The sequence below is a fragment of the Streptomonospora salina genome, assembly GCF_014204715.1.
Classification (GTDB): Bacteria; Actinomycetota; Actinomycetes; order Streptosporangiales; family Streptosporangiaceae; genus Streptomonospora; species Streptomonospora salina.
The window spans coordinates 2812501-2839128 of the sequence record NZ_JACHLY010000001.1 but is presented as its reverse complement, the minus strand read 5'-3'; the positions used below and the strand labels follow the sequence as shown (position 1 = coordinate 2839128).

Below are 26628 nucleotides of genomic sequence, written 5' to 3'. Positions count from 1 at the left end.
AGCCGCCGCCTAGGACCGCTCGATCTCGACGGACGTCAGGGTGATGTCCTCAAGCGGACGGTCCTGGGCGTTGGTGGCGACCTTCGAGACCGTGTCGACGATCTCGGTGCCCGAGACGACCTCGCCGAAGATGGTGTGCTTGCGGTTCAGCCAGTCGGGGGTGCCGACCGTGATGAAGAACTGCGAGCCGTTGGTGTTGGGGCCGGCGTTGGCCATCGCCAGCAGGTAGGGGCGGTCGAACTTCAGCGACGGGTCGAACTCGTCCGCGAACTTGTACCCGGGGCCGCCGCGGCCGTTGCCCAGCGGGTCGCCGCCCTGGACCATGAAGCCGTCGATGATCCGGTGGAAGATCGTGCCGTTGTACAGCGGCGCGTTGCTGGGCTTACCGGTAGTGGGGTCGATCCACTGCTTCGTCCCCTCGGCGAGGCCGATGAAGTTCTCGACTGTCTCGGGCGCCTGCTCCGCGAAGAGCTTGACGACGATCGTCCCCTGTGTGGTGTTCAGCCGCGCGCGGGGCTGACCGTTGACCTCGGACACCTGGGTGTGCCTTTCCGTTGTCTGCAGTTGCGCGTTCCACGTTACCCGCAGTGGCCTGGATCGCGTTCCTGCGCACCGTCCAAACGGGCGCGCGGCCCCACGGTGCCACCCACCGCGGCCCGAAGGCGGCCCACCGGAGCCGGAACCGTGCTCCACGGTTCCGGCGCGCATCGCTGCCGCCGCCGCTTCCGGACCGGCCGAGCGGGGGCTGCGTGTTGAATGCCCGGCCTCCGCGCCGGGTCGGAGTATGTTGGGCCAACACGTCGATAACGTGGAAAAGCGCTCTAACGGCGGGAAACGGCGGAACCGCAGGCGGCTCCATCGGTGACGTGTCTCGCCGGACGCCCGCGCATAGGCCGCCCAGTACCGGGCAGAGGCACATAGGAACTGGAAGAAAAGGAGGTCACCGTGGCCAAAACGCTGAAGCGCCAGAAGGGCGACTTCGAGACTGAGGCGGCTATGGCCCGACTGCAGCAGCTCGCACGCGAACAGTCCGAGCGGCTCGGCCCCTACGCCGACCAGGCTCGGCAGACGGCCGCCGAGCGCCTCTACCAGGCGCGCGGATGGACCGCCCCCCGTCTGGAAACCGCGGCGCACCGTGTCGAGGACACCGTCGCGCCCCGCGTAGCAGACCTCCTCAGCGACGCCGCCGCCCGAGTGGAGCCCCGTCCGGTCAAGCGCGGACTCCTGTCGTGCTGCGGCGGCCGCAAGGTGCCGCGTACCCTCGTCTACGTCGGAGCCGCCGCGGCCGGCGCCGCCGCACTGTACGGCGTGGTCCGGCTGCGCCGAGCCGCGCAGGACGCTCGCTGGCAGGACAACCTCGACCAGGCGCGCGACCAGGTCCGCGAAACCCGCGACCAGCTCACCGCCAAGGCCAAGAGCGCCAAGGAGAAGGTGTCGGGCGCCGACGCCGACGAGGCCGATGACGACGCGGCAGCCGGGTCCACGCAGGCCGCCGGCGACCTCGACGGACGCGCCAACCCGTGAACGCCCGGGTGATCCCCGAGTCGGACGGGACGGCCCCGCCGCATCGCGGCGGGGCCGTCGTCGTTTCCGGACAGCGGCCCCGCCGCCCCCGCGCCGCGTCCGCACACGGCAGCGGAACCCGAGTCGGTCACGGCGGTCCGGAACCGTTCGTCAGGATCCGGACTCCGAGTCGTCGCGCACCGGGCGCCAGGTGAACAGATAGCGCATGTCGCCGCCGAGCAGAGCCGTGAACGCGGCGATCGCCGGCAGGAAGACCCAGCCCAGCATCATCACCCCCCACACGACGAGCGGCAGGATCAAGAACCCCAAGCCCATCGCCACGACCGAGGCCACCGCGACGGTGATCTGGTAGTTCAGCGCTTCGGTGAGGTGCCTGCGGACGAACGGTGAGATGTCCCGGCTGGTCAGCAGCAGCAGTAGCGGGCCGAGGAACGTGAAATACCCGGCGAGGTGGCCTGCGCCGGCGTACAGGCGGTCGCCCCCGGAGCGGGGCCCTTCCACGGCCGCCGCAGCCTTCCCGGCGGTCGCCACGTCCCGCAGCAGCGGCTCCAGGTCGGACGGGAACTTGGCGTTCAGGGCACGATCGAGGCGCTCTTCGAACTCGTCGTCGTCCAGCTGGCCGGAGGCGTAGGCATCACGCAGAGTCTCGGCCGCGGTGTCGCGGTCGGCGTGGGTCAGCCGCAGCTCCGCGCCGCCGCCGCGGCGGTACTGCGGGACCGGGTTCCACCGCCCGCCCGGGGGCGGTGGAGACGGAGGTTCGTGCACAGCCACCCTCAACTCCTCGACGCTCGGGCGCCGCCGACGGCACGGCGGGTAGGTCCCATCTCCATGGTGCGCGATCGGCGGCACGCAGGATATGGGGGAAGCCCCTGAGGCTTCCCTGGTTCGCGGATTCGCCCGGACGCCGTTCTCGACTCTCCATCCTATGCGGTGGGGCGGTGGCCGCCAGGCGGTGTGCACACCCGCGAACCGCTGTGCCGGGCGGTCCGCGGACACGGGACTGCCCAGCGGCCGGCGCGGGTAGCGGAGCGGTCGGCGCGCCCCGCCGTGCGCCTCCGGGCGATCGGCGCCGCGACCGGGGAGAGTTCCGAGCAGGACCAGTCGTCGGGCCGCCGCGACGCCGCATGCGGAGCGGCGGCGACGACGCGAGCAGGATACCGGGGGAGTCTCGATGACCAGCGGGCCCAGGCATGAGGTGCGCGCGGAGCAGCCCTATGTCGCGATCCCGGCGAAGGTGACACCGCGGGAGCGGCCGAAGGCGGCCGCGCTCGTCACCGAAGTCCAGGACTGGCTGCACGGCGCGGGCGTGTCCGCCGCCGGACCGCCGTTCTTCCGCTACTGGACGATCGGGGGCGGAGAACGCGAGCACATCCTGGAAGTGGGCGCGCCGGTCGGCGAACCGGTCCCCGGCGACGGCCGCGTCGTGGCCGGTTCCGTACCCGCGGGCGACTACGTGGCCCTGGTGCACACCGGCGACCCCGAGCGCATCGACGGAGCGCACGCCCGTCTGCAGTCCTGGGCCTCCGACCGGGGGCTCGCGTGGATGAACCGCGGGCAGGGCGGAAACGAGGTGTGGGGCGGGCGGTTCGAGTTCTATCTGGACGGGCCGGTCCGCGCCCGCGGGCACGACTGCTCTGTGGAGATCGCCTACCTGGTCAGGGGAGCCGACCACCCGACGGGAGGCGCGGCGCCGCGCCTCCCCGGGCCCCGCACGGGGCGTTCCCCCGCAGGCGACCGGCCCGACGGTCGGGGCGGGTAGGCCGGGCGGCGCAACGCCGCAGGCGAACGGAAGGCCGGCGCGGTGCCGCAGGGTCAGGGCAGCAGCAGGGTCTTGCCCAGAGCCGCACGGTCCTCGATCGCACGGTGGGCGTCGCGGGCGCTGCGGAGCCGGAACGCCTGCCCGATCGTCGGGGCGAGGGTCCCGGCTGCGGCCGCGGCCAGCGCGGCTTCGGGCAGCCTCGTGTGGTCGCCGGCCCGCATCGGTACCTCCAGCAGGCTCACCGCGGACACGTCCCGCTCCCGTGCCCGCTGCGGCTCTACGCGAGTGAAGCCGCCGGCAGGGGCGCCGTAGGCGAAGAAGCGGCCGCCCCGCGCCACCGCGTCGAAGGAGGCGGCCCCGATCTCGCCGCCCACGCCGTCCAGCACGACGTCGGCCCCGGTGCCGCCGGTCGCGTCGCGGACGGCGGCGACCCACCCTCGGCAGGAATAGTCGAGGGTGTGGTGGGCGCCGAGTCCGCGCGCGAGGTCGAGTTTGGACCGACCGCCCGCTCCGGCGATCACGGTCGCCCCCGCAGCACGGACGAGCTGCACGAGCAGGCTCCCCAGACCGCCGCCGGCGGGTGTCACGAGAACGTTCTCGCCGCCGCGGACCGCCGCCGCACGGGCGATGAGCATCGCGGTCATGCCGTCGTTGACGAGTGCGGCCGCCTCGCGCAGCCCCACACCGTCGGGAACGGCGACCAGCGCTGCGGCCGGCGCCACGGCCAGCTCTGCGTATCCGCCGACCGGAGCCGACCCTTCGGCGGCGTCGGCGACGTTCCCGGAACCGGCGCTCGCGGCGACGGCGCGTCCCGGTTTCGCCGCGACCCGCCGGCCGACCCACGCGGCGTCGACTCCGGGGCCGACGGCGGCGACGGTCCCGGCGACGCCCGTACCGGGGACGTAGGGCGGGCGGACGTTCCACGGCCCCGGTGATCCGCGCCGCACGAGGACGTCCAGCATGAGCACATCGGCCGCCGCGACCCCGAGCACGACCTCGCCCGGCCCGGCGGCGGGATCGGGGCCTTCGCGAGCGTGGAGTACGTCCGGCCCGCCGAACCGGGCCGCCTCGACCTGTTGCACGGTTTCCTGCCTTTCGCGGATCGGCGGCGCTCGCATCGAGCCGGGCCGGTACGCCGGCCGCGACCTGCTGAAGCGGCGACCGCTCGCACACAGACGACTAATATAACAGCGATACTGATTATCAGCTAAGGCACATGAATTCGGTGCGGCTAGAGTCGAGCCATGGTTTCCGGGTTCCCTCCGCCGCTACTCGGCCGACTCAGCTTCCTCCTCGGCAAGCTCCACCTGTTGACCCTCGAAGCCGAAGACGAAGGACTGGCGCAGCTCGACGTCGGCGTGAAGCAGCACGCCGCGCTCAGCGTGCTCGTCGGTGAAGGCCCGATGACCCAGCAGGAGCTCGGCCGGCGCATGGGCGTCGACCGCACCACCGTCGTCGGCGTGGTCGACGCCCTCGACGAGCGGGAGCTGGTCGAGCGGCGGCGCAGCCCGGCCGACCGGAGGTCCAACCTGCTCACCGTCACCGCGTCCGGACACGAGACCGAACAACGCGGTCGGCGCCTGGTCGCCGACGCCGAGGAGCGCGTCCTCGACGGGCTGGACGGGTCCGACCGCGACCGGCTCCGCGAACTGCTGGGCCGCGCCCTCGGCGGCGGCTGAATCCCCGGATGGCCGAGTCCGGCCACACTCCGTATCTGGGTGCCGGTACTCAGGTTCTTGTCGGTGGCAAAGACGAGAATCGGAGTATGACGAACACACCGCATGACACGAACCCGTGCCGGATGTGCTCGCGCAGCGCCCTGCGCCCCCGCCCGCGCACCCACGCGTCCCCCGCCCCGGGGCCGCCCGCCGACGACCTCACCGCCGTCCGCGCCGAGCAGCCCGCCTGATCCGACGACGGCACCGCCGCCGGCGCGCACCCGAACACCCCCGACCGAGCGGTCGCCCGGGTGCGCGCTCCGGGCGGCCGCCGTGTGCCGCTCCCTGCACGGGGCACGCCGTGCAGGAGAATCCGTCCGATTCCGGCCACCACCGAGCGAACAGTCGCATCCTCCCCCGTAGTTTTCCGACACGGCGGCCGGCTGATTCCCCCGAACTTCAGGCTCCGCACCATCGCGATAACGGAAGGTACCGAAAGCGTGGCCGAACGGATCTGGCTCGACGTCCCCTACAACGAGAAAGACCAGGCCAAGGCGGCCGGTGCCCGCTGGGACCCGCACGCCAAGCGGTGGTATGCGCCGCGTCCCGGCATCGGGGCCCTCCACCCCTGGGCGGCCCGCCCGGCGATCCCCGCGCTGCTCCCCGGCGAGGACCGCTCGTTCGGCGCCGGCCTCTTCGTCGACGTGGTCCCCAGCTCCTGCTGGTTCACCAACGTTCGCACCTGCGTCTCCCAACGCGACTGGGAACGGCTCCGCCGGATGCTTCTGGACCGTGCAGGACACCTGTGCGAGATCTGCGGGCGCGGCGAAGACCGCGCCGCCGAGCGGTGGCTGGAGGCCCACGAGCGGTGGGCCTACGACGAGCGCCGCTCAGTCCAGGCGCTGCGCCGCCTCATCTGCCTGTGCACCGACTGCCACCGCACGACCCACTTCGGGCTGGCCCGGGTGAAGGGCCGGGCCGACCAAGCCTTCGAGCACCTGTGCGCGGTCACCGGCATGACCCCCGACCAGGCCGACTCCCACGTCCAGCGGGCTTTCGCCGTTTGGGAACAGCGCTCCACACGCACGTGGACCCTGGACCTGTCCATGCTCACCGACGCCGGCGTCACCCTGGCCGACCCCCCTGGTGCGGGGCGCCGCAGCGGGATCGCCGCTGACGAGCTGGTACAGGAACGCAACAGCGGCCGGTGAGGCCGCGCACTCCCGGACCCGCCCGCCGAATGCGGCTCCTCGCTCTGGAGGGGTGCCGCCGGCCCCGAAGAGGTCGGCGGGCGGCGCGGAGCCATGCGCATCGCATGTGCATCAGACACACGACGGCCGCCCGGGGCGAACCTCGGGCGGCCGTCGTGTACTCGCTTGAGCAGCGAAAACAACCGTGGAGCCAAGGGGAGTCGAACCCCTGACCTCCGGTATGCAAATCGCCTGGGGGCGGCTTTGGCACCTGGGATGATCAAGCGGAACCGCTCTCTGCCTGGGCGGATGCCTCCCGCCGGTTCCCGCGCTTTCCCCTGGTCTCCCGACGGCGTGTGCATCAAATGTGCATCACGGGTGTGCTCGTCTCCCCAGCCCATGCGCCCGCCACCAACGCCGCCGCACCTGCCCGCCGACCCTACGCCACGGCCGCAGCAACCCCGATCGCTCGGCAACCACGGTCCCGGTCCGAGGTGCTTGGTCGCGCTGGTGCCGGCCACCCAAGACAGACAGGGTCGCGCGACCGAGTGCCTCGGGATAAAGAACGTCAATGACCCGAGGAATAACCAAAGCCCTGTTACCGACCATATCTAACCGGCTTGATTCGATTGATAGAAATACCTACCTTGCAAATTGCTCCAGCAGTCGCACCCAATGAAATGGTTCTATGTCGATCGTTGCGGCAGAGACGCATCAAACCAGTGAACGAGGGTCACGGCCAGCGACACAGCCACTGTCGCCTCATCAAAGGAAACATTTCCAGGCGCAGATGGCTGGCCACCGTGCCGATCATGTTGGCCACGCCAGAGCATACGCATCATGTTCACGAGGGTTTCTCCCGAGCTAGTATCGGGATATTCGCGGTCCATCGGTAGGCGCCAATTCTTCTGATCCTCGATTTGCCTGAGCACTGTCCCCAACGTTGCGTTCGAGTTCGTGGGAGAAACGACCGGAACGGCCGCATCCTCGACAGCCAAGATTGCCAGTCGGTAAGCCTCGCTTGGGTTAGGAACTACTCCATAGAGTTCCTCCCAAGCCTTGGCCAGCCGCACACCGGACCGACCGGCTCGTTCCATGATGCTGTCGGCGGCGGCTTGGACGCCGAGAGGGACTCGTCGGATTAGTCCTGGTCGCCCCGATCGAATACCGACTTCCCACGCCGACTTGCTGCGCCCCAACAAACCATTCAAATCGTCCGGCCTTGCGTGACATTCATGAGCCAACAGATAATCGGCAATCTGCAGTGGAATTTCACACTTAAGCAACACAATTAAAGCGTCATTGATCTGACGTTGTCCGACGCCGTGATCAACTACTTGCGCTCGCAAATTAGGGAAAGAAATTTGAAGTCTATGACTCATCTGCTCGGCCAGATCGGTATCGAGCATGGGCACACGTCCACTACCATCCCGATAGCGCATAGATACCGAAATGGCTTCAGCCACCCACGCCCAGAACGAAGCGTGCATCCAAGGTGGCACTCCGTCATGGAGGGCGTCATAAGCGGCTATCTGCTCTTCCGTGTCGACGCCCAGTGGGCGCCATGTCTCCTCACTCATGGTCGGGAGTATTCCATGCGCGGCTGATACACGCCGAGGGATCAAAAACGGAGGATTTAGGAGCTTGGGAACTGCCTTAGTTTCGCGACGGCACGTTGCCATGGGTCGAAGGTGGTCCACGCGGCGCGCGGTACTGCGGTCCCCGGCGGGCGTCCGCGCGCTCGGGACCGGGCGGCAGCCCGCAGCCCGAGCGCGCGGACGGCAAGCCGGTAGCGACGGCGCGGAGCGCCGTCGCCTTGATCTCACATAGCCCAATTCGGCAACGCTGGGGCGCTGTCTGCTCGTCGGGCGGTTGCGTCCTAGGCTGGCCGCATGATTCGTGCTGTGGTGTTCGATGTCGGTGAGTGCCTGGTGGACGAGTCGACCGAGTACGGGACGTGGGCTGACTGGCTCGGGGTGCCGCGTCATACGTTCTCGGCGATGTTCGGGGCGATCATCGCTCGGGGACTCGACTACCGGGAGACCTTCCAGGTCTTCCAACCCGGCTTCGACCTGGCCGAGCAGCGGCAGAAGCGGGCTGAGGCCGGTCAACCCGAGACCTTCGGCGAAGCTGACCTCTACTCCGACGTGCGGCCGTCGCTGGCGAAGCTGCGAAAGCAAGGGCTGTGGGTCGGCATCGCGGGCAATCAGACCGTGCGGGCTGGGGGCATCCTGCGTTCGCTCGACCTGCCCAACGACATGATCGCCACGTCCGACGACTGGGGCGTGTCCAAGCCCGACCAGGGGTTCTTCCGACGCCTCGTGCAGGAAGCGCCGTGCGCGGCCGACGAGATTCTGTATGTGGGCGACCGCTTGGACAACGACGTCATGCCGGCGGCTGCGGTCGGGCTGCCTACCGCGCTCATCAGGCGGGGGCCGTGGGGCACCATTCAGCAGGGCGACCCGGACGCCGATCGCATCCCCACGATGCGGATCGATACCCTTTCCGAGCTGCCGGGCCGCGTCGCCGACTTCAACGCCGAAGTGCGCTGAGCGTCGCCTCCCAGCCGTAGAGGCGGTCGTCGAGGCGGCGGACGCAATCGGTGTCCGCCCACGGCTGCAACGACCGGCGGACCTCGTTGATGCGGTCCATGCCGGTCGCGTACCACGCCGTTGCGAGCTGGTTCAACGCCTGCTCGGCGTACCTGCACGCCTCCTCGGGGGCCTTCTGCGCGACTGCGGCCGCCGCCAGATCGCCGAGAACGACCGAGCGCTGTTTGCCGCTCTCCGCGCCGATCACATCCAGCGCGCCCAACAGCGTTTCCTTCGCCTGGGCGGGCTGTCCGGCCTTGAGCTGGGTGTTGCCCTTGAACGCCGCCAAGCGCACCGGCGAGAACCAGTTGAACCACTCGGGCGACGCCTCGTCGCCCGCCTCGGCCAACACCGCCTCGGCGTGGTTGATCAGGCGCAACGCTTCGCGCGGGTAGCCGCACAGGGTCTCGCACTCGGCCTCGACGGCGTCCAGCCACGCCAGGAACTCGGCCGAGGGCTGACCGCGCCGCGCGTAGGTGCGTGATGCGCGCATGCGCTCGGCTGCCTTTTCGCGGTCGCCGTCCCAACCGGGGATGAACGCCGCGTGAGCCAGGATCGCCGAACCCATGAGCGGGTCGTCGGCCTCTCCCGCCGCCTGGAGGGCGCGGACATAGGTCGCGTCGGCGTCGGACTCCTGGCGCAGGTCGAAGAACTCGATGCGCCCCACCAGCAGCAGCGACTCGGCCAGAGCTGCTGCCAGGATGCGGCGCGGTACGCCGGTGGTTTCGGCGAGAAGCTGCGTGCCCAAGCGCGTGTGTTCGGAGACGGCCGGGTGGAGCTGGGCGGGCTGAACCGTGAAGTACAAGCGTCGGTATGCCGCGTTGATCGCGGCGAAGTCGGATCCCGCCGTCGCCGGTTGGACGGCCACATTGGCGTGCGGAAGAGGCAAGGCCGATCCGCCTGAGTTGGCTGGCATGTAAGGCACCGAAGCAGAAGCCCGCGCCGGCGACCCTTCGGCCTCCGCTTCACTCCACGGGGAGGTGAACCCGAGCTCCTCGATCGGGAGCTGGAGCAGGTGCACCAAGATGCGCTGATGGTCGTTGCGCGGCCACGGTGGGTTCGCCGACTCCCAACGCCGGATCTGACGGGCGCTGACCTGCATGGTGCGGATGCCGAGCATGGGTGCGGCGGCGGTCATCGCATCGGCGAGGGCCTGTTGAGACGCGTAACCGGCGTGCTGCCGGGCTGCTTTCAGTCGAGTGTTGCCAGCCGAGCGGGCCATGTTCTCTTACCTCCGGTTGGGCTCGTCCCGTCCTTCGACCATAGCGCTCAAGAGGGCACCGAACGGACTCTCGGCCCGAGAAAATCCAGAGAAAGTCCTATGAGAGTCCTCAATGAGACCTATGGAGGACCTTTGATCGTCCCTTACTGCTCGGGATGCTGGGTCCTATGGGAGACACGCGAGCAACCCCCAAGTGCCGCTCCTGCCGCGGGCGGGGCCGCAAGACGGTGCGACCGCGGAAGCTGGTCGTCGTCGGGTCCGGCGTCACCGGTATCCCGGTGCGGATTGTCGTGTGCGTGGCCTGTCGTGGCACGGGCGTCTCGTCTGCCGCGTGACTCCCGCGCAACAAGCCTCCGGCGGAACGACTGCTCGGCGCGCTGAACTGCCGGCGTTCTTTCCTTCGCCTGCGGCTTCGCATCCGTCCGGCTGCTCCGGCAGCGAAGACCCCCGCGACGGTGGGCGCCGTCCGGGGGCGTGGTCCCGACCTGACTGAGACAGGTGGAACGATGACAAGGCTAACGCCGCACCCCCAGTCCTATTACCCGGCCCGGCACGCGCGGGCGTCCTACGTCCGCCCCTACGTGCTCGCCCACGAGCGGCGCATGCGCGAACGCGAAGCCGCCGAACGGGCTCGGCGCGAAGAACGCCGCCGCGCGACCGCCGTCGCCCTGGCCGGTACGGGGGTGCTCGCATGAACGCCCCGAAAGACGCCCTGCTGGCGCTGCTACGGTCCCGCTACGGCGAACGCTGGACCATCCGGCGCACCGAACACCTCTGGGTCGCCACGGCCGTCGACCGCGACGCCGAGCACGCCCCGACACTGATCGAACCCGACGTCGAGCGGTTCGTGCAGCAGTTGGAGGATCCGCCCGCCCGCGCCGGGGGCTCCTCGCGGTCCCTGCTCTCCTCACCGTGGGTCGCCGAACAGCTCTTCGAGATCGGCGATGGCGTGTACTGGCAGGACACCCCGCCCCACACGTAGGTGAAGCCCGCGCGGCCGGTAGCCCTGGTAACGGCCTTCCCGCCGGCCGCGCGTTCGCGGGCGTGCGAACACCGCTGTCTACCTCTGGCGGGTCCGCACGCCCGCCCCGCTTCTGAGGGGGCTCGGTTCGGGTGTGCCGCATCCCCTGCTGCGCCGCTGTCATGGGCGTTTGTGCTGCCCCGGCGGTGACAGTCCACCCCCTCACCCGTATGCTGCTTGACCAGACGAGTACTAGAGTCACCGGACGGTCGTGATGTCGAACCTGGAGTTCGCTCCACCCAAGTACGCCCAGATCGTGCAGGCAATCCAAGCCCGCATCGAGGACGGCACCTATCCCGTGGGGCGAATGCTGCCCTCCGAATCCCAGTTGGTGCGCGAGTTCGGGTCCGGCCGCAGCACGGTCGTGCGCGCGTTGCAGATCCTGAGCATGCACGGGTGGATCGATCGGGAGCACGGGCGCGGCTCCTTCGTCAAAGGGATCCCCGCCCAGTCGAACGAACGCTCGCGCGCCGGTGCAAGCGCCTTCGACGCTCCCGAGAACGCCGCCGATACGGCGATCACGCACGCTGGCCGCGCGAACGCTCCGGCTGCGGTGGCCGAGGTGCTGAGCGTGCCGCAGGGCTCGCCGGCCATCGTGCGCCAGCGGGTCATCTCGGAGGAGGGTGCGCCGAGTGAGCTGGTGACGCTGTGGTTCCCGCTCGATGTCGCCTCGGGTACCGACCTGAGCGCAAGGGAGGTGATCGCCATCGGCGCGCGTGAACACCTCCAGGCGGTCAAGCAGGTCCGCCCGGCGCGGATCGTGGAACGCCTCTCGGCGCGCTTGGCCACACCTGGCGAACAAGAGGCTTTGCACCTTGAGGCGGGGACCCCTGTGCTCGGCGTGCTGGCGACCGTCTTCGACGCGTCCGGGGATGCGATCGCGGTGGCCGACATCGCTCTCCCGGGTGACCTGCACGAGCTTGAGGACAGCTATCCCGCGACCTGAGTCGGCGCACCTACCCGCGACTTAACCACTTGATCGGACGAGTCGGGTAGGCTACATTTCAAGCATCCACTTGATTGGACGAGTGGTCGACCGTTTGAAATGTTGAGGAGAAACGCCATGGCGATTCAGGGTGCGCTGCCGATCGAGTTCGGGACGGTGTTCCCGCACGGCGCTTACGCGCTCGGCGTGGAGGCGATCACCGACTTCGAGACCAAGCGTCCGCAGATGGACAAGGTGTCCGGGCTGCCGCTGTGGGCGGTGGACGTGATCGACGCCGATCCGGAAGCCAGGGGCAAGGCCAAGTCGGTGAAGGTCAAGGTGGCCGCCGAGCACTGCCCGACCCTGCCCGACGAGGTGCCCGGCCTGCCCTTCCGGCCGGTGGAGTTCGAGCAGATGTCGGTCATGCCCTACGTGGATGACTCCGGCCGCCGGCCCCGCGTCGCCTACTCGCTGCGGGCGCGCGGGGTGAAGACCCCCGGCGGCGGTGGTTCCCGCAAGGCTCCAGCCGCTTCCGGTGCTGGTGCCGGTGGCTCCGGCGGTAAGGACGCGGGCTGAACCTGCCTGCCGAGTAAGCGGGGCGGCCTGGTGCGCCAACACCTGCGGCCGCCCCTTCCAACCCCTCGTGTACCTCGCTGAAGACCACGGAAGAGGTGTGTCCCCAGTATGTCCCACCAGAGCGCGCGGGTGAGTATCCGCGAGATCACCGCGTTCATGGACGCGGTCCGCGCCCACCGCACCGCCGCCTTCAACGGCCGTCCGCAACCGGACGCGGCGCTGCTGGCGTGGAAGTCCTCCATCCTCGACCGGATCGCCGCCCAGACCGACGACACCGAAACCAACGCGGTCGCCGAGCAGGCGCGCGCCGAGCTGGCCCAGGTCCGCACGGACGCCGCGTTCGGGGGTGGTCGGTGATGCTGGGCAACTCCAAAGCGGGCGCCTCCCAAGTCCAGCGGCCCACCGCGCCCGTGCCCGCACAGGCGGTGCGCTTCACCACGCCCGTGGTGGAGACGCCGGGCATCTTCATCCTCACCGGGTGGCTCTGGCGCTTCCTGCGCCTGTGCCTCCTGCTTCCGGTCCAGTTCCCGGTCTCGGTCGCCGTCGTGGCGTGCTCGGTTGCGGCCTACGTGCTGACCGGCTGGGTCGGCCTGGCGGTGTTGTGGACGGTGGTCGACCTCGGCCTTCTCGTGTGGTGGCGGCGCTGGCCACATTCGTTCAAGGCTCGTGTGGCGCTGCGGGCTCTGGCGACCTGGCGCCGGTTCTGGATCTACCGCCGCCACTGGCAACCCGTCCTCGTCGTCTCCGGGCTGGCCGAGTCCTACCTCGAACGCCAGTACCTGCCCCAGATCCGGGGCGTGACCTGCTCGGCCTGGGCCGACCGCGTCCGCGTCAAGCTGGTGGCCGGCACCGCCCCGGCCGAGTTCGAACAACGGGTGTCCGAGCTGGCGCACGGCTTCGGCGCCCCCTCCTGCCGCGTCGAGGTGCGCGGACCGCGGGATCTGGTGCTGGAGTTCCCCCGCCGCGACATGCTCGCCGACCCCATCGACGCGCTACCCGTGCCCGACGATCCCCAGGGTGTGGACCTGGCCGCGCTGCCCGTGGGCCGCTGCGAGGACGGGCAACCGTGGCGGCTGCGGCTGCACGGAACCCACGTGCTGACCGTAGGTGTGACCGGTGCGGGCAAGGGGTCGGTGCTGTGGTCGGCCATCCGCGCCATGACCCCCGCCATCTCGAAGGGCACGGCGCAGGTGTGGGCGATCGATCCCAAGCGCATGGAACTCTCCTACGGACGGCGGCTGTTCGCCCGCTACGCCGACGCCGCCGACGAGGCCGTGTCCCTCCTCGAAGACGCTGTCGGGGCGATGCAGGAGCGGGCCGAGCGCTACGCGGGCCGCAAACGGGTCCACGTGCCCAGCACGCGGGATCCGTTCGTCGTGGTGGTGCTCGACGAGGTCGCGTTCCTGACCGCCTACCACCCCGAGCGCGACATCCGCCGCCGCGCGGAGAACGCCATCGCCACGCTGACCAGTCAGGGGCGCTCGGTGGGTTTCTGTGTCCTGGCGGCGCTCCAGGATCCGCGCAAGGAGGTGCTGAACCTGCGCAACCTGTTCCCCGACAAGATCGCCCTGCGCCTCGACGAGGCGTCGCAGGTGGACATGGTGCTCGGGGACGGCGCACGCGACCGGGGCGCCAACGCCCACCTGATCGACCCCGACTTGCCAGGTGTGGCGTTCGTGAAGCTGGAAGGCTCCCCGACTCCGGTACGGGTGCGGGCCGCCTTCGTCACCGATACCGACATCGACCACATGGCAACCGACTACGGGAAGTCCTCCTCGATCACCTCGTCCGGACCGGAGGACTGTTCATGACGGGGCATGCGCTTGAGCCGTATCGCGGCAACCGCGCTGAAAGCCAGGTTCATCACGCAGGCGGCACCCGTGAATGCGAGCAAGACCCGAGCGCCGTTCTCCCATGCCACGGGCGTCATCAGCGCGCATGCCACGCCCAGCATGAGGCCCGACGCGATCTCTCGTCGGCGCTTCTGTCGCTCTCGCATACGCGCTGCCAAACCTCGTTTCGTCGGGAGGTGCATAGTGCCCACTCCGACCGGTAAGTCCACACGGGCCGAGCGCCAGGCGCAACCGCTGGCGCGTGAGGTGGCCGAACAGATCGCCGCCGACAAAGGCGTGTGCATCCGTCCCGTCTCCCTGCGCCGCACCGACATCGCCACGGGTCGAACCGAGATTGTGGACGTGCCGTGCAGCTCCACGCTGGAATCCCGGTGCCCCTCCTGCGCCAAGCGCAAGCGCTCGATCCGGCGCAGCCAGTGCGAAGAGGGCTGGCACCTCGACGAAGAACCGACCGTCGTCCCGGATGATCCCTCCGAGGTGCAACGCGCGTGGGTGGAACGCCGTGCCGTGGTGACGGCCGAGCGGGACCGGCTCGTCGACGCGGGCAACGCCGATGCCGACGAAGTGGCCGCGCTCGATCAGGCCATCGCCGACCTGGACGCCGAGATCGCGGACTCGGGCATGCGCGGCTCGGTCTCACGGGGTTCCTCCTCGTCATCGACCTCACGGCGGGTGCGCTCGACCAAGCGGCGGCAGGACGCGCCCGACCTGCCGAAACGGCAGATGGCCAAGACCACCGTCGGGCGCGCCTACGAGGATCCGGCGACCGGCAGGACCTTCCGGCCCTCGCTGTTCCTCACGCTGACGTGCGACACCTACGGGCGGGTGCGCTCGGACGGCACTCCGGTCGACTCGTCGACCTATGACTACCGGCGTGCGGCGCGGGATGCGCTGCACTTCTCCAAGCTCGTCGACCGGTTCGTGCAGAACCTGCGCCGCGTGGCCGGGTTCGACGTGCAGTACTTCGCCACCGTCGAACCGCAACGCAGGCTGGCGCCGCACCTGCACATGGCCACGCGGGGAACCATTCCACGCGCGGAACTGCGCCAGATCGCGGCGGCCACGTATCACCAGGTGTGGTGGCCCAACGCCGACGAAGCCGTCTACACGGGCGAGAACCTGCCCGCCTGGGACGAGTCGATCGGCGGCTATGTCGACATGACCACCGGCGAAGTGCTGCCCACCTGGGAACAGGCGCTCGATGCCCTCGACGCCGACCCGGACGCGGAACCGATGCACGTGGTGCGCTTCGGGCCGCAGGTGGATGCCAAGGGCGTGGTGGCCGGCACCGAGGATGCCGACCGATGCGTGCGCTACCTGGCGAAGTACCTCACCAAGGACATCGCCGAATGCCACGCCGTGGAGACCGACGCCCAAGCCCGGCACGTGGAACGCCTCGTCGAGGCCCTGCGGTACGAACCCTGCTCGCCGCGCTGCGCCAACTGGCTGCGCTACGGCGTCCAACCCGAGAACGCCAAAGCGGGCATGGTGCCCGGCTTCTGCCGCAACAAAGCCCACCGGCGCGAACACCTCGGCTACGCCGGGCGCCGCGTCCTGGTCTCGCGCAAGTGGTCCGGCAAGACCGTCGCCGACCACAAGGCCGACCGGCTGCGGTGGGTGCTGGACAAGCTCGGCGTGGATCCCGACGCCGACGAGGGCCAGGGCGACAACGCCGCTCCCGCCCTCTCCTCGGTCTCCTCCGGCAACCACGCCTGGGAACTCGCCCGCCCGACCGATCCCGACGTCCCACCGCGCGAACACCGCCTACTCCGCGCGGTCGGCGAAGCGCTCAAACGCCGCGCCCAGCTCGACGCCGCTCGGCAACAGCGAACCGACGAACTCTCGGCAATGGAAGGTGCCGCCTGATGCCTGCGACCGCTTCAAGTCGAACCACCAGCGCAGCCGCCGACGCTCACCTCTGGTCGGTCCGTGAGGCTGCCCGTTTCCTCTCCGTGCCCGAGAAGACGCTCTACCAGTGGCGCTACCTGGAAACCGGCCCTCCCTCGCACCGCGTCGGGCGCTACGTCCGCTATGACCCCGACGAGGTCCACGCGTGGGTCCTGCAACAGCCCTGAACCATCGGATACACGGAAAGGAGCGGCCCAGATGGCTCGGGCCTGGATCTACGACCGGCAGCAGGACAAGCGCTATCGCGACCAAGTCGCCAACGCCAAGGCGGCCAAGCGCACCCCTCCGGCGCGCTGGCTGGTCCGCTATTACTCGGCAACCGGTGAGCTGAAGAGCGGCGGAACCTTCAAGAAGAAGCCCGAAGCGGAGCGTCGGCAAACAGAGATCGAGGGACAGCTCGAAACCGGGACCTTCCGCGACCCTGCGGCGGGCAAGGTCTCCGTCTCCGAGGTCGCCGAGAAGTGGCTCGACGCCCAGCACCATCTCAAGCGCTCGACGCGCCGCGACTACCGCGAATACCTCGACAACTACGTCCTCCCGACCTGGGGCGCGGTCCCCGTGAGCAAGGTCGGCTTCGAGGACGTGTCCGACTGGGTCATCCGCCTTGTTCGGCAACCGGGCAAGCGGGGAAACACGCTCAGCCCGTCCTACGTGCGCAAGGTCTACTACACGCTCTCGCACGTCTTGTCCTGGGCGGTGAAGTCCGGGCGGATCATGGTGAACCCCGCGAAGGGCGTCAGCCTCCCGCTGATCAAGCCGGGCGAACACGTCTACCTCGACCCTGTCCAGACCGAGCGGCTCGCCGAGCACTCGGGGAAGTACCGCCTCCTGGTGCTCCTGCTCGCCTACACCGGCCTTCGCTGGGGCGAAGCCTCGGCGCTCAAGGTCGGCCGGATCGACCTCGACCGCCGGCGGATCCACGTGGAGGAGACGCACGGCCGCGAGTCGGGAGAGATCTATGTCGACACTCCCAAGAACCACGAACAACGGGCGGTTCCCGTTCCGGTCTTCCTCGCCGGGGAGCTGCACGGGCTACTCAAGGACAGAGACACCGACGAGTTGGCGTTCACCGCGCCCAAGGGCGGGCCGCTGCACTACGACAACTTCCGGCGCCGCGTCTTCGGACCTGCGGTGGACGCGGCCGGTCTGGCCAGTCTCAACCTGACCGCGCACAAGCTCCGGCACACGGCCGCCTCGCTGGCGATCGCCTCGGGCGCGGATGTGAAAGTGATTCAGACCATGCTCGGCCACAAGACCGCGACGATGACGCTCGACACCTACGGGCATCTCTTCCCGGACCGCCTGGACGAGGTCGCCAAGCAGATGAGCGACCAGCGCGCGGCGGCGCTCCGCAAGGCGAAGTCCGCCGGGGCTCGGGGCCGAAAGAAGGCGGGGTAGTCCCCAGCCGTGTGCATTGAATGTGCATCAGACACACGACGGCCGCCCGGGGCGAACCTCGGGCGGCCGTCGTGTGTTCGCTTGAGCAGCGAAAACAACCGTGGAGCCAAGGGGAGTCGAACCCCTGACCTCCGGTATGCAAAACCGGCGCTCTGCCAGCTGAGCTATGGCCCCGGTTTGATCTGTGTCAATCATACCGTGCGGCGGGCAGTGCCGGTCGCTCTTTTCCGGTGCAGCGCTCGGTCTGGAGGAGGCACCACTCGCTGTTCGGGCCCGGAAGCGTGGGGGCCGCAGGGGACGACGTCCACCCACGTCTTCGGGTACGCCGAAAACAGCCGACGACACGCGGACGCGTCGTGGCTGATGGGACCGACCAGGCTCAGGCGTCGCCCGCGGTAGCCTCGGTCCACAGGTCGAGCTCGGCGCGGTCCGCCTGGATCTTGCGGTAGACGGCGAACGCACCGAGTGCCACCAGCACCAGAACGACGATCTTCTTCATGGCGTGCACCCCTTCTTGGTCTCGGATACGGATAATCGGGTCATGCGCGCCACCGCCCGGTCGGGGGAGTGCGGTAGGGATACTTCCCGCCGACTCCCGCATGCTGTGCGGAAGGCGCCACTAGAGAACTTTATGGGGTTGTCTCCCAGCAGACTAGCAACCCGTCGGCGCGTTCCCGCCCCGCGCCGCCGGGGATTCAGGTCAGCAGCGCCATACGGTTGAGTGTCGTCACCGTGGCCTCGGGATCGCTGGAGGCCTCGACCAGGCGGAGCCACACCCGCCGGCAAGCGCGAACCCCCTCTTCGGACTCTACGATCCCGCCGCCGTGGGTCGCCTCGACGAAGGCCAGAGACGCCTCGCCCTCGTCGAACCCCAAGACGCTGAACGGCCCGGCGCTGCCGGCGTGCGGTCCGGCCGAGGTCGGCAGCAACCGGATGGCGACGCGGTCGTGGCGGCGGCCGAGGTCGATCAGGCGGCGGAGTTGGGCGTGCAGCAGGCCGGTGTCGCCGCTGATTCGGCGCAGGGCGTCCTCGTCCACGACCGCGTGGTAGCGCTCCAGTGTGCCCCGGTCGAGGGCTTCCTGGCGTTTGAGGGACGCGGCGACCATGCGCTCGGTACCGGTGTCGCCGTGCCCCTGCGCGCGCGCCAGAACCGCCGTGTACTCGGGGACCTGCAGCAGGTCGGGGACCAGCGTCCCGCCGTAGGCGTCGATCGCCACCGCCCCCGCCTCGTTGCCGACATAGGCCGAGGGGATCACGTCCTCGTACTCCGTCCACCACGGGCGCAGCCGTGATTCACGCACCATGGTGAGAACGGCCTCGCGCTGCCCGCCGGTCACGCCGTACAGCTTCAGCAGCGCGGATACCTCCACCACCGACGGCCACTTCCGTATGCCGGTCTCGATGTGGCCGAGCTTGGCCGGGGACCACTCGAGGACGTCCGCTACGTCGCTTAGGGTCAATCCCGCTTCGAAACGCCGCCGGCGCAATTCGGCGGAGAGCCGGCGGCGGCGGACAGTGGGGCTGGTCATAGCGGCCCGTCCCGTACACGCTGAGTACTGGATACGTGGCTCCAGAGAAGCACGCGACCTAGTCTCTAGCAATGCGTTTCTAGAAATCCGACCGTGACCACGGGGTTCGGGATCCGGGGGCAGCAGCCGCCGCGGCTCGGGTTTCGCGTGCATCGCCCTGGTTGACCAGCGGGAATCGGGGGCGCGAGCGGCACCGATTCCGGCATCGCCGCCGGCGCTCCCCGGAATGGGGAACGGAAATTCGGTGCTGTCCCGAATCCCGGACCGGAGCACAACCGAATGCACCGGTCCGGTCGGGAACAACACTGCGGACTCCGCCCGGCAGCGGCGCGGCCGCCGCCGGCGCTCAGTGCAGCAGCTTGAGTCCGACGATCCCGCTGACGATCAGCAGCAGGCACACGACCCGCGCGACACTGGCGTGCTCACCGAACCACACCATCCCGGCGACAGCGGTGCCGACGGCGCCGATCCCCACCCATACGGCGTATCCGGTGCCGACGGGGATCGAGCGCAGCGCGACCGCGAGGCCGGACATGCTGAGCGTGAGCCCTACCGCGAAGATCAGCGACGGCCACAGGCGCGTGAAACCGTGCGACGCGGCCAGCGCGAGCGCCCAGACGGCCTCCAGCATTCCGGATACCACCAGCAACAGCCAGGCCATGACGCCTCCGAACCACGCCGTCTTGTCGCTGACCGGGTACGGCGCACCTCGTCCGGGGGCGGCCGGGTCGGCCCCGCCCGAACCGGGCAACCCGTTCAGCAAGCGCTCCTATTCCATGTGACGGCGGGGCCACGTTCGGCGACACCTCCGCGCCGAACCGTCGCAGTGACCGCATACGATGCAATGAGACCGACGGGAGCATGCACCCGTGCACAGGTGAAGGAACCCAATGAGCCATCCGATCGACGACACCGAGCAGCTCATCGCCAACGCCGAGGAGGAGCTTCCTCCGCCGACGCGCTCGCGCCTGATCGCGAAGCTGCGCAAGGGCGCCCACATCGACGACGCAGCCCGCGATCTCGGTGTCAGCCCTAAACGCGTGTTCTCTGCGGCACGCATCCTCACCACCTTCGGCGAGCAGCTCGACGCCACACTCACGGCCGAGCGGGACCCCGACCTTGCCCACGGCACGCTGACCGCGTACAACAAGCGCTGCCGCTGCCCGCAGTGCCGAGGCGCGGTGAACCGCCGGCTGTGACGCCGCGGCCCTCCGCCCGATCGGCCGCGCCACCGCAGCCGCGCCCGCGGCGATTCCGGAGGTCACAGCCGCAGCGGCAGCGCTGCGACGTCGCGCCTACCGTCGGCTACCGATCCTTTACCAGGAATTGGCCCGCCGTGGGACCGATTCAGGCTTATTGATCTTGAATCCGGGGAATCGGGCCACCATGAACGAGCGTGTGGACTGGGCCGCGATGAGCGACGAAGAGTTCATGGCGCTGGTGCGCCAGCTGATGGAAACCCCGACAGGGCCGGAGTCCGACGAAGAGTAGCCCCCGCCGGCACTCTCGTACTCCCGGTCGACGGCAACGCGGGCGCGATTCCCGCTCCCGTGTGCAGAGGTGTGTGCCCGGTCCTCTCCGACCGTGCGATCGCACACCTCGCTTCCGGTCGCGCGGTCCGGCCCCGTCGGGGCCCGACCGCCGACATCTGCGGGGCCGCCAGTGCCGAAGCGCCGGCCGCGGCCGCGGCCGCGGACCCGCAGGGCGGCCGTGCCCCCGTCCGGTCAGTCACGTCCGTTCGGCTCGTGCAGATCCAGCCGCAGTGAGTGTGCACCCAGGAACCGACCGATATCGGCCACCTCGTCCTCCAGACGCTCGCGGAGTCGGTCCGGAACGGGTTCGAAGGGCTCGACCACCACCGCTGCGCCGCCGCGCCCCCACCTCCACCGCGCCACGGCGCGCCCGTCGACGAGCACGGCCGGGTGGACGATCCCGCCGCCCGGCGCTATCCGGCGCGCATACTGCGGCGGCACCACAACATCGCGCCCCTTGTAGCCCAGCAGACAGGCGTCGAACGCTCCGACCAACCGCACAGCAGGCGCCGGTGCCGCGGAGGGCAGCGCCTCGGCGACTTCCCGCGGCGCCAGCGCCGGACCGCGGCTCGTAGACACCTCGGCCGCTTCGGAGGCCACCAGGTCCCAGCCGCGGCGCGCAGGGCGCGCCGGGAGCCCGGACCACGCCGCGAAGTCCTCCAACGCCGCGGGCCCGTGCGCCCACAGGTAGCGTCGCGCCAATTTCAGCAGCGCGGAACCGGTGTCGCGGGGCTCCCACGGGCCCACCCAGTCGCGCATCAGGACATAGGTCGGCTCGCCGGAGTCGCCGCCCGCCGTGTCGGGCCCCCGGCAGACGATCCCGCGCAACGCCGCATAGGCGACCAGGTGCGCCGGTGCCTGCCCGCCTTCGGGGACGGGCACGCCGATCCCGTTGAGATCCTCGATCAGTTCCTCGCGCGTCCGGGCCGCACCGCCCGACAGCACCTCGCCGATCGCGGCTTCGGAGCGTTCGCACAACGCGTCGTCCAGCCCCAGGGCCAAGCGTCGGGTACGGAACCGGCGCACGAACACCGGCCCCAGCAGATCCACGATCCAGCCGGCATCGGACGCGGGCACCGCGTGCAGGGTCCCCCGCATGGCCCACGTACGCACGATCGAGCGCTCTTGGACCATCGCGCTCCGGACGTCGGCGGCCTCCAAACCCGCGGTCCGGGCGCGGATCGCCGCTCGGACCGCGTAGGCGTCCTGGGCCTGCAGGGCCGCGGCCGCCCGCACCGCCCCCGCCGCCCCGGCGGCAGGCGGCCCCATCAGCAGCTGCGCATGCATCCGTGCCACACGGAGCCTTCCGTCATCCACGGCGACCACCATCGATGAATCCCTTCCCGGACATGTCGACGTACCGACCACCATCCCAGGAGCCGACCCTGTCTCGGCCTCTCCTTTCGCCGGGGCTCCTCGTCCCCCCGGTCCCCGGGCGGGGCGGCGCGTAGCCGGCGCACGGCGCGCCCCTTGACGACTCTCGGGTCGTCCGCGCACGTGGTTGCGGCCGGACCAGTGGTTAGTCGCAGGTGGGGGAGCGACCCCGGACAGTCCGCCGGCGCCCGACTGCGCGCGGCGGCACACCGGGCAGGCGACGGCGGAGGAGAATCGGGACATGGCGATCAACCCGACACCGACACTGGTCACAGGCGGGACCGGAACGCTGGGGAGCCGCGTCGTCCGGCGCTTGGTGCAGGACGACGACACCGAGGTCCGCGTCCTCAGCCGGCGGGCCGCCCCCGCTGAGAGCCGCGGAGCCAGGTGGTTCACCGGCGATCTCGCCGCGGGCCGCGGGCTGAGGCGGGCGCTGGACGGTGTCGATACCGTCGTGCACTGCGCCCACGCCCCCGCGTTCCCGCTGGAGGAGATATCGGCCGCCGCGCATCTGCTGACGGAGGCGACGCGCGCCCGGATCAGACACTTCCTCTACATCTCCATCGTGGGGGTCGACTATGTGCCGCTCCGGTACTACCGAAGCAAGCTCGCGGTGGAGGATCTGATCGAGGAGTCCGGGCTGGCGTTCACGATCCTGCGCACCGCACAGTTCCACGAACTCGTCGATCGGTTGCTGAGCGGTGTGGTCCGCCTGCCGTTCGTTCCGGTCCCGGCGGGGTTCTGGTTCCAGCCGGTGGCCGCCGACGAGGTCGCGGAGCGCCTCGTCGGGCTAGCACGGGAGAGTCCGGAGGGCCGTGCACACGACATGGGCGGCCCCGAGGTCAGGTCGGTCGAGAGCCTCGCCGCCTCCTACGAGCGGATCCGGGGCCGGCAGCGGCCGGTGAAGAAGGTCCCGATTCCAGGGAAGACCGCCTCGGCTTTCCGCACCGGCGCCAACCTCGCGAGCGGCCGCCCGGTGGGGTGTCGGACGTGGGAGCGCCACCTGCACACACCCACCACCGCCCCCCACCCCTGAACACCCGCCACCATGAGCACCCGCGACCCGGCCAGCCCGGGCTTGTGACACTACGCACCCGCACCGCAACCCCCAGTCACACCCCCGGACACAAAAAAAGAAGGAGACGAGCCGCCCGACGACGACCCGCCCCCTTCTACAAAGAAATGCGGCGGCAACCTACTCTCCCACCCCCACCATGGAGGCAGTACCATCGGCGCAAAGAGACTTAACGACCGGGTTCGGAATGAGACCGGGTGTGACCCTCCCACTATCACCACCGCAAAACCCACCACCCACACACCCGCCAACAACGGCAGACGCACAGGCGAAACCTGCGGAACCCCCACCGACCCCACACACCAGGCCAGCAGGAGAAAACATAGCATGCGCGAGCACCCAGCATCCACGGCGGACAAGCCCTCGGCCTATTAGTACCGGTCAGCTCCACCCCTCACAAGGCTTCCACACCCGGCCTATCAACCCAGTCATCACCTGGCGGCCTTACCCCCACCACAGGGCAGGAGACCTCATCTCGAAGCAAGCTTCCCACTTAGATGCTTTCAGCGGTTATCTCTCCCGAACGTAGCCAACCAGCCATGCCCCTGGCGGAACAACTGGCACACCAGCGGTTCGTCCGTCCCGGTCCTCTCGTACTAGGGACAGCCCTTCACAAGTCTCCAACGCGCGCAGCGGATAGGGACCGAACTGTCTCACGACGTTCTAAACCCAGCTCGCGTGCCGCTTTAATGGGCGAACAGCCCAACCCTTGGGACCAACTCCAGCCCCAGGATGCGACGAGCCGACATCGAGGTGCCAAACCATCCCGTCGATACGGACTCTTGGGGAAGATCAGCCTGTTATCCCCGGGGTACCTTTTAGCCGTTGAGCGACGCCGCTTCCACACGCCGGCGCCGGATCACTAGTCCCTGCTTTCGCACCTGCTCGACACGTCCGTCTCACAGTCAAGCTCCCTTGTGCACTTACACTCACCACCTGATTGCCAACCAGGCCGAGGGAACCTTTGGGCGCCTCCGTTACCCTTTAGGAGGCAACCGCCCCAGTTAAACTACCCACCAGACACTGTCCCCAGACCGGATCACGGCCCGAGGTTAGATGCCCGAAACAGCCAGAGTGGTATTTCACCAACGCCTCCACCACCACTGGCGTGGCGGCTTCACCGGCTCCCACCTATCCTACACAAACCATCCCAAACACCAATGTCAAGCTATAGTGAAGGTCCCGGGGTCTTTCCGTCCTGCTGCGCGAAACGAGCATCTTTACTCGTACTGCAATTTCACCGGGCCCGCGGTTGAGACAGCGGGAAAGTCGTTACGCCATTCGTGCAGGTCGGAACTTACCCGACAAGGAATTTCGCTACCTTAGGATGGTTATAGTTACCACCGCCGTTTACTGGCGCTTAGATTCCCAGCCTCACGCACAAGCGCTAACCGGTCCTCTTAACGTTCCAGCACCGGGCAGGCGTCAGTCCGTATACAGCGTCTTACGACTTCGCACGGACCTGTGTTTTTAATAAACAGTCGCTTTCCCCTGGTATCTGCGACCCCGCCCCGCTCACAGGGAAAACCTGATCACCGGACAGGGCTCCCCTTCTCCCAAAGTTACGGGGACAATTTGCCGAGTTCCTTAACCACGGATCACCCGAACGCCTCGGTATACTCTACCTGACCACCTGCGTCGGTTTCGGGTACTGGCCGCACACGCACTCGCTAGAGGCTTTTCTCGACAGCACGGGATCACTCACTTCGCCGAAACGGCTCGGCATCACGCCTCACCCCTGTAACAGGGCAGGGATTTACCACCACCCCGGGCTACACGCTTACCCCCGGACAACCACCGCCGGGTAGAGCTACCCCACTGCGTCACCCCATCACTTGCCTACACACCCCTCGGGTCCCAGGCACACCACCACCCCCGCACCCGAAGGCACGAAGACGGGCATGCATGGTCAGCATCAGGGCTATCGACACGGGCGCACGCGCACGGGTACGGGAATATCAACCCGTCATCCATCGACTACGCCTGTCGGCCTCGCCTTAGGTCCAGACTCACCCTGGGCGGATCAACCTGCCCCAGGAACCCTTAGTCAATCGGCGCCGGAGTTTCCCACTCCGGTATCGCTACTCATGCCTGCATTCTCACTCGCACGCCCTCCACCACACGGTCACCCGGCGGCTTCACCGAACGCACGACGCTCCCCTACCAACCGACACCAACGTGCCGGCCCCACGGCTTCGGCGGCGCACTTCAGCCCCGCTACATTATCGGCGCAGAATCACTTGACCAGTGAGCTATTACGCACTCTTTCAAGGATGGCTGCTTCTAAGCCAACCTCCTGGTTGTCTCAGCAACTCCACAACCTTTCCCACTTAGCGCACCCTTAGGGGCCTTAGCCGGAGGTCTGGGCTGTTTCCCTCTCGACCACGGAGCTTATCCCCCGCAGTCTCACTGCCGCGCTCACTCCACCGGCATTCGGAGTTTATCTGACCTCAGTAACCTGGTCGGGCCCATCGGCCAAACAGTAGCTCTACCTCCGGGGAGCACCACACGACGCTGCACCTAAATGCATTTCGGGGAGAACCAGCTATCACGGAGTTTGATTGGCCTTTCACCCCTACCCACAGCTCATCCCCCAGGTTTTCAACCCTGGTGGGTTCGGGCCTCCACGAAGTCTTACCTCCGCTTCACCCTGGCCATGGGTAGATCACTCCGCTTCGGGTCCACAGCATGCGACTCCACCGCCCTGTTCAGACTCGCTTTCGCTACGGCTACCCCACACGGGTTAACCTCGCCACACACCATGACTCGCAGGCTCATTCTTCAAAAGGCACGCCATCACCCCGCACTCAAGCGAAGCTCTGACGGCTTGACAGCACACGGTTTCAGGTACTATTTCACAACCCCTCACCGGGGCACTTTTCACCTTTCCCTCACGGTACTCGTCCACTATCGGTCACCAGGACGTATTCAGGCTTGACAGGTGGTCCTGCCGGATTCACACGGAATTCCTCGAGCTCCGCGCTACTCGGGGCCACGCCCACCACGATGCCATGCGCCTTCGCCTACAGGACTCTCACCCGCTCCGGCGCCGCTTCCCAACGGCTTCGGCTGACACACACCACCACGGACCGGATCGGCAGACCCGGAACAGACATACCCCACAACCCCGCACACGCAACGACTGCCGCCTATCCCACGCGCACGGTTTAGCCATCATCCCCGTTCGCTCACCACTACTGAGGGAATCACTGTTGTCTTCTCTTCCTGCGGGTACTGAGATGTTTCACTTCCCCGCGTCACCACCGACCGCCCTATACATTCAGACGGCGGCAACCCGACACAACTCGGGCTGGGTTCCCCCATTCGGACACCCACGGATCAACGCCCGGTTGACGGCTCCCCGTGGACTATCGCGGCCTCCCACGTCCTTCATCGGCGCCTGGTGCCAAGGCATCCACCGTATGCCACTCTTGCTTGGCCACCGCAGATACAAGATGCTCGCGCACACTATCCACAAATCAAACCGCACACC

Annotated in this window: 26 protein-coding genes, 1 tRNA gene, 2 rRNA genes and 1 riboswitch; of the genes, 17 read left to right on the top strand and 12 right to left on the bottom strand. The window is 68.6% G+C overall.

The features are described 5' to 3' along the window. Positions 1–9: 9 nt before the first annotated feature. Positions 10–537, bottom strand: coding sequence for a peptidylprolyl isomerase (locus HNR25_RS12955; protein WP_184635405.1), 528 nt, complete (start codon positions 535–537; stop codon positions 10–12). Positions 538–945: 408 nt separating this feature from the next. Here HNR25_RS12955 and HNR25_RS12950 point away from each other — a divergent pair, with 408 nt between their 5' ends. Beyond that, entirely contained in the window at positions 946–1524 is a 579-nt protein-coding gene (locus tag HNR25_RS12950; protein ID WP_184635403.1) for a hypothetical protein, read from the top strand. Between the two features lie 150 nt (positions 1525–1674). Here HNR25_RS12950 and HNR25_RS12945 read toward each other — a convergent pair whose 3' ends face one another. After that, on the bottom strand, positions 1675–2295 hold the full coding sequence (locus tag HNR25_RS12945) for a DUF1707 and DUF4870 domain-containing protein (RefSeq protein ID WP_184635401.1): 621 nt from the start codon (positions 2293–2295) through the stop codon (positions 1675–1677). Between the two features lie 400 nt (positions 2296–2695). On the opposite strand from HNR25_RS12945, the gene HNR25_RS12940 reads away from it, so the two are divergent. Continuing rightward, complete coding sequence (locus HNR25_RS12940; RefSeq protein ID WP_184635399.1) at positions 2696–3283, top strand: GyrI-like domain-containing protein; 588 nt, start codon at positions 2696–2698, stop codon at positions 3281–3283. A 53-nt stretch (positions 3284–3336) separates the two neighbouring features. Here HNR25_RS12940 and HNR25_RS12935 read toward each other — a convergent pair whose 3' ends face one another. Beyond that, positions 3337–4365 (bottom strand): zinc-binding dehydrogenase, encoded by a 1029-nt coding sequence (locus HNR25_RS12935; protein WP_312862510.1) that lies wholly within the window; start codon positions 4363–4365, stop codon positions 3337–3339. Positions 4366–4527: 162 nt separating this feature from the next. On the opposite strand from HNR25_RS12935, the gene HNR25_RS12930 reads away from it, so the two are divergent. From HNR25_RS12930 to HNR25_RS12920, 3 genes are all read left to right on the top strand, one after another. After that, a complete protein-coding gene (locus HNR25_RS12930) occupies positions 4528–4962 on the top strand; it encodes a MarR family winged helix-turn-helix transcriptional regulator (protein WP_184635395.1) in 435 nt (144 codons plus the stop codon). An 86-nt stretch (positions 4963–5048) separates the two neighbouring features. Further along, positions 5049–5192, top strand: coding sequence for a hypothetical protein (locus HNR25_RS12925; RefSeq protein ID WP_184635393.1), 144 nt, complete (start codon positions 5049–5051; stop codon positions 5190–5192). A gap of 249 nt (positions 5193–5441) precedes the next feature. Beyond that, positions 5442–6152 carry a DUF5710 domain-containing protein gene (locus HNR25_RS12920; RefSeq protein ID WP_184635391.1) on the top strand — a complete coding sequence of 237 codons (711 nt, stop codon included), beginning with the start codon at positions 5442–5444 and terminating at the stop codon, positions 6150–6152. A 665-nt stretch (positions 6153–6817) separates the two neighbouring features. Here HNR25_RS12920 and HNR25_RS12915 read toward each other — a convergent pair. Further along, positions 6818–7711, bottom strand: coding sequence for a hypothetical protein (locus HNR25_RS12915; RefSeq protein ID WP_184635389.1), 894 nt, complete (start codon positions 7709–7711; stop codon positions 6818–6820). A gap of 312 nt (positions 7712–8023) precedes the next feature. Here HNR25_RS12915 and HNR25_RS12910 point away from each other — a divergent pair, with 312 nt between their 5' ends. Further along, a complete protein-coding gene (locus tag HNR25_RS12910) occupies positions 8024–8683 on the top strand; it encodes an HAD family hydrolase (protein WP_184635387.1) in 660 nt (219 codons plus the stop codon). Here the strand turns inward: HNR25_RS12910 and HNR25_RS12905 are convergent. Beyond that, positions 8664–9944 (bottom strand): NsdA family TPR-like regulatory protein, encoded by a 1281-nt coding sequence (locus HNR25_RS12905; RefSeq protein WP_184635384.1) that lies wholly within the window; start codon positions 9942–9944, stop codon positions 8664–8666. The genes HNR25_RS12910 and HNR25_RS12905 overlap by 20 nt on opposite strands. Positions 9945–10450: 506 nt before the next feature. Here HNR25_RS12905 and HNR25_RS12900 point away from each other — a divergent pair. The 9 genes from HNR25_RS12900 to HNR25_RS12860 all read left to right on the top strand — a co-directional run bounded on the left by HNR25_RS12900 (position 10451) and on the right by HNR25_RS12860 (position 17625). After that, positions 10451–10639, top strand: coding sequence for a hypothetical protein (locus tag HNR25_RS12900; protein ID WP_184635382.1), 189 nt, complete (start codon positions 10451–10453; stop codon positions 10637–10639). Beyond that, positions 10636–10926: a hypothetical protein gene (locus HNR25_RS12895; RefSeq protein WP_184635380.1), complete on the top strand. Its 291-nt coding sequence runs from the start codon at positions 10636–10638 to the stop codon at positions 10924–10926. The genes HNR25_RS12900 and HNR25_RS12895 overlap by 4 nt, the downstream gene beginning before the upstream one ends. A 253-nt stretch (positions 10927–11179) precedes the next feature. After that, positions 11180–11911, top strand: a complete 732-nt coding sequence (locus tag HNR25_RS12890) for a GntR family transcriptional regulator (RefSeq protein WP_184635378.1) — start codon at positions 11180–11182, stop codon at positions 11909–11911. Between the two features lie 117 nt (positions 11912–12028). Continuing rightward, positions 12029–12466 carry a plasmid replication, integration and excision activator gene (locus HNR25_RS12885; protein WP_184635376.1) on the top strand — a complete coding sequence of 146 codons (438 nt, stop codon included), beginning with the start codon at positions 12029–12031 and terminating at the stop codon, positions 12464–12466. 108 nt (positions 12467–12574) lie between these two features. Further along, the gene (locus HNR25_RS12880; protein ID WP_184635374.1) at positions 12575–12823 is read left to right on the top strand and encodes a hypothetical protein; all 249 of its coding nucleotides are present in this window, start codon (positions 12575–12577) and stop codon (positions 12821–12823) included. Then, positions 12823–14277, top strand: a complete 1455-nt coding sequence (locus HNR25_RS12875; protein WP_184635372.1) for an FtsK/SpoIIIE domain-containing protein — start codon at positions 12823–12825, stop codon at positions 14275–14277. The genes HNR25_RS12880 and HNR25_RS12875 overlap by 1 nt, the downstream gene beginning before the upstream one ends. Before the next feature lie 225 nt (positions 14278–14502). Then, on the top strand, positions 14503–16185 hold the full coding sequence (locus HNR25_RS12870) for a replication initiator (RefSeq protein ID WP_184635370.1): 1683 nt from the start codon (positions 14503–14505) through the stop codon (positions 16183–16185). Next, entirely contained in the window at positions 16185–16394 is a 210-nt protein-coding gene (locus HNR25_RS12865) for a helix-turn-helix transcriptional regulator (RefSeq protein ID WP_184635368.1), read from the top strand. The genes HNR25_RS12870 and HNR25_RS12865 overlap by 1 nt, the downstream gene beginning before the upstream one ends. Before the next feature lie 31 nt (positions 16395–16425). Further along, on the top strand, positions 16426–17625 hold the full coding sequence (locus tag HNR25_RS12860) for a tyrosine-type recombinase/integrase (protein ID WP_184635366.1): 1200 nt from the start codon (positions 16426–16428) through the stop codon (positions 17623–17625). A 101-nt stretch (positions 17626–17726) separates the two neighbouring features. Here HNR25_RS12860 and HNR25_RS12855 read toward each other — a convergent pair. From HNR25_RS12855 to HNR25_RS12845, 4 genes are all read right to left on the bottom strand, one after another. Then, a tRNA-Ala gene (locus HNR25_RS12855) sits at positions 17727–17799 on the bottom strand. 205 nt (positions 17800–18004) lie between these two features. Next, on the bottom strand, positions 18005–18124 hold the full coding sequence (locus HNR25_RS25365; protein WP_221457558.1) for a DLW-39 family protein: 120 nt from the start codon (positions 18122–18124) through the stop codon (positions 18005–18007). Between the two features lie 196 nt (positions 18125–18320). Beyond that, on the bottom strand, positions 18321–19085 hold the full coding sequence (locus HNR25_RS12850) for a helix-turn-helix domain-containing protein (protein ID WP_246464294.1): 765 nt from the start codon (positions 19083–19085) through the stop codon (positions 18321–18323). A gap of 415 nt (positions 19086–19500) precedes the next feature. Then, a complete protein-coding gene (locus HNR25_RS12845) occupies positions 19501–19815 on the bottom strand; it encodes a DMT family transporter (protein ID WP_184639251.1) in 315 nt (104 codons plus the stop codon). Positions 19816–19826: 11 nt separating this feature from the next. Continuing rightward, a riboswitch (guanidine-III (ykkC-III) riboswitch) is annotated at positions 19827–19893 on the bottom strand. A 151-nt stretch (positions 19894–20044) separates the two neighbouring features. Between HNR25_RS12845 and HNR25_RS12840 the strand changes: the two genes are divergently transcribed. Next, complete coding sequence (locus tag HNR25_RS12840; protein ID WP_184635362.1) at positions 20045–20353, top strand: hypothetical protein; 309 nt, start codon at positions 20045–20047, stop codon at positions 20351–20353. A 525-nt stretch (positions 20354–20878) separates the two neighbouring features. Here HNR25_RS12840 and HNR25_RS12835 read toward each other — a convergent pair. After that, positions 20879–21973: a winged helix DNA-binding domain-containing protein gene (locus tag HNR25_RS12835; protein ID WP_246464291.1), complete on the bottom strand. Its 1095-nt coding sequence runs from the start codon at positions 21971–21973 to the stop codon at positions 20879–20881. A gap of 328 nt (positions 21974–22301) precedes the next feature. Here HNR25_RS12835 and HNR25_RS12830 point away from each other — a divergent pair, with 328 nt between their 5' ends. After that, positions 22302–23096 carry an SDR family oxidoreductase gene (locus tag HNR25_RS12830; RefSeq protein ID WP_184635358.1) on the top strand — a complete coding sequence of 265 codons (795 nt, stop codon included), beginning with the start codon at positions 22302–22304 and terminating at the stop codon, positions 23094–23096. Positions 23097–23242: 146 nt separating this feature from the next. On the opposite strand, the gene rrf is transcribed toward HNR25_RS12830, so the two are convergent. Both rrf and HNR25_RS12820 read right to left on the bottom strand, forming a co-directional pair. Further along, positions 23243–23360: ribosomal RNA gene (gene rrf, locus HNR25_RS12825) — 5S ribosomal RNA — on the bottom strand. A 125-nt stretch (positions 23361–23485) separates the two neighbouring features. After that, positions 23486–26577 (bottom strand): 23S ribosomal RNA (locus HNR25_RS12820). Positions 26578–26628 lie beyond the last annotated feature (51 nt).

Bases quoted from the DNA above. Each gene is read 5' to 3' on its own strand.
- HNR25_RS12940 (WP_184635399.1), top strand. From the start codon at position 2,696: ATGACCAGCGGGCCCAGGCATGAGGTGCGCGCGGAGCAGCCCTATGTC.
- HNR25_RS12930 (WP_184635395.1), top strand. From the start codon at position 4,528: ATGGTTTCCGGGTTCCCTCCGCCGCTACTCGGCCGACTCAGCTTCCTC.
- HNR25_RS12925 (WP_184635393.1), top strand. From the start codon at position 5,049: ATGACGAACACACCGCATGACACGAACCCGTGCCGGATGTGCTCGCGC.
- HNR25_RS12915 (WP_184635389.1), bottom strand. From the start codon at position 7,711: ATGAGTGAGGAGACATGGCGCCCACTGGGCGTCGACACGGAAGAGCAG.
- HNR25_RS12910 (WP_184635387.1), top strand. From the start codon at position 8,024: ATGATTCGTGCTGTGGTGTTCGATGTCGGTGAGTGCCTGGTGGACGAG.
- HNR25_RS12905 (WP_184635384.1), bottom strand. From the start codon at position 9,944: ATGGCCCGCTCGGCTGGCAACACTCGACTGAAAGCAGCCCGGCAGCAC.
- HNR25_RS12900 (WP_184635382.1), top strand. From the start codon at position 10,451: ATGACAAGGCTAACGCCGCACCCCCAGTCCTATTACCCGGCCCGGCAC.
- HNR25_RS12895 (WP_184635380.1), top strand. From the start codon at position 10,636: ATGAACGCCCCGAAAGACGCCCTGCTGGCGCTGCTACGGTCCCGCTAC.
- HNR25_RS12890 (WP_184635378.1), top strand. From the start codon at position 11,180: ATGTCGAACCTGGAGTTCGCTCCACCCAAGTACGCCCAGATCGTGCAG.
- HNR25_RS12885 (WP_184635376.1), top strand. From the start codon at position 12,029: ATGGCGATTCAGGGTGCGCTGCCGATCGAGTTCGGGACGGTGTTCCCG.
- HNR25_RS12880 (WP_184635374.1), top strand. From the start codon at position 12,575: ATGTCCCACCAGAGCGCGCGGGTGAGTATCCGCGAGATCACCGCGTTC.
- HNR25_RS12875 (WP_184635372.1), top strand. From the start codon at position 12,823: ATGCTGGGCAACTCCAAAGCGGGCGCCTCCCAAGTCCAGCGGCCCACC.
- HNR25_RS12865 (WP_184635368.1), top strand. From the start codon at position 16,185: ATGCCTGCGACCGCTTCAAGTCGAACCACCAGCGCAGCCGCCGACGCT.
- HNR25_RS12860 (WP_184635366.1), top strand. From the start codon at position 16,426: ATGGCTCGGGCCTGGATCTACGACCGGCAGCAGGACAAGCGCTATCGC.
- HNR25_RS25365 (WP_221457558.1), bottom strand. From the start codon at position 18,124: ATGAAGAAGATCGTCGTTCTGGTGCTGGTGGCACTCGGTGCGTTCGCC.
- HNR25_RS12845 (WP_184639251.1), bottom strand. From the start codon at position 19,815: ATGGCCTGGCTGTTGCTGGTGGTATCCGGAATGCTGGAGGCCGTCTGG.
- HNR25_RS12840 (WP_184635362.1), top strand. From the start codon at position 20,045: ATGAGCCATCCGATCGACGACACCGAGCAGCTCATCGCCAACGCCGAG.
- HNR25_RS12835 (WP_246464291.1), bottom strand. From the start codon at position 21,973: ATGCATGCGCAGCTGCTGATGGGGCCGCCTGCCGCCGGGGCGGCGGGG.
- HNR25_RS12830 (WP_184635358.1), top strand. From the start codon at position 22,302: ATGGCGATCAACCCGACACCGACACTGGTCACAGGCGGGACCGGAACG.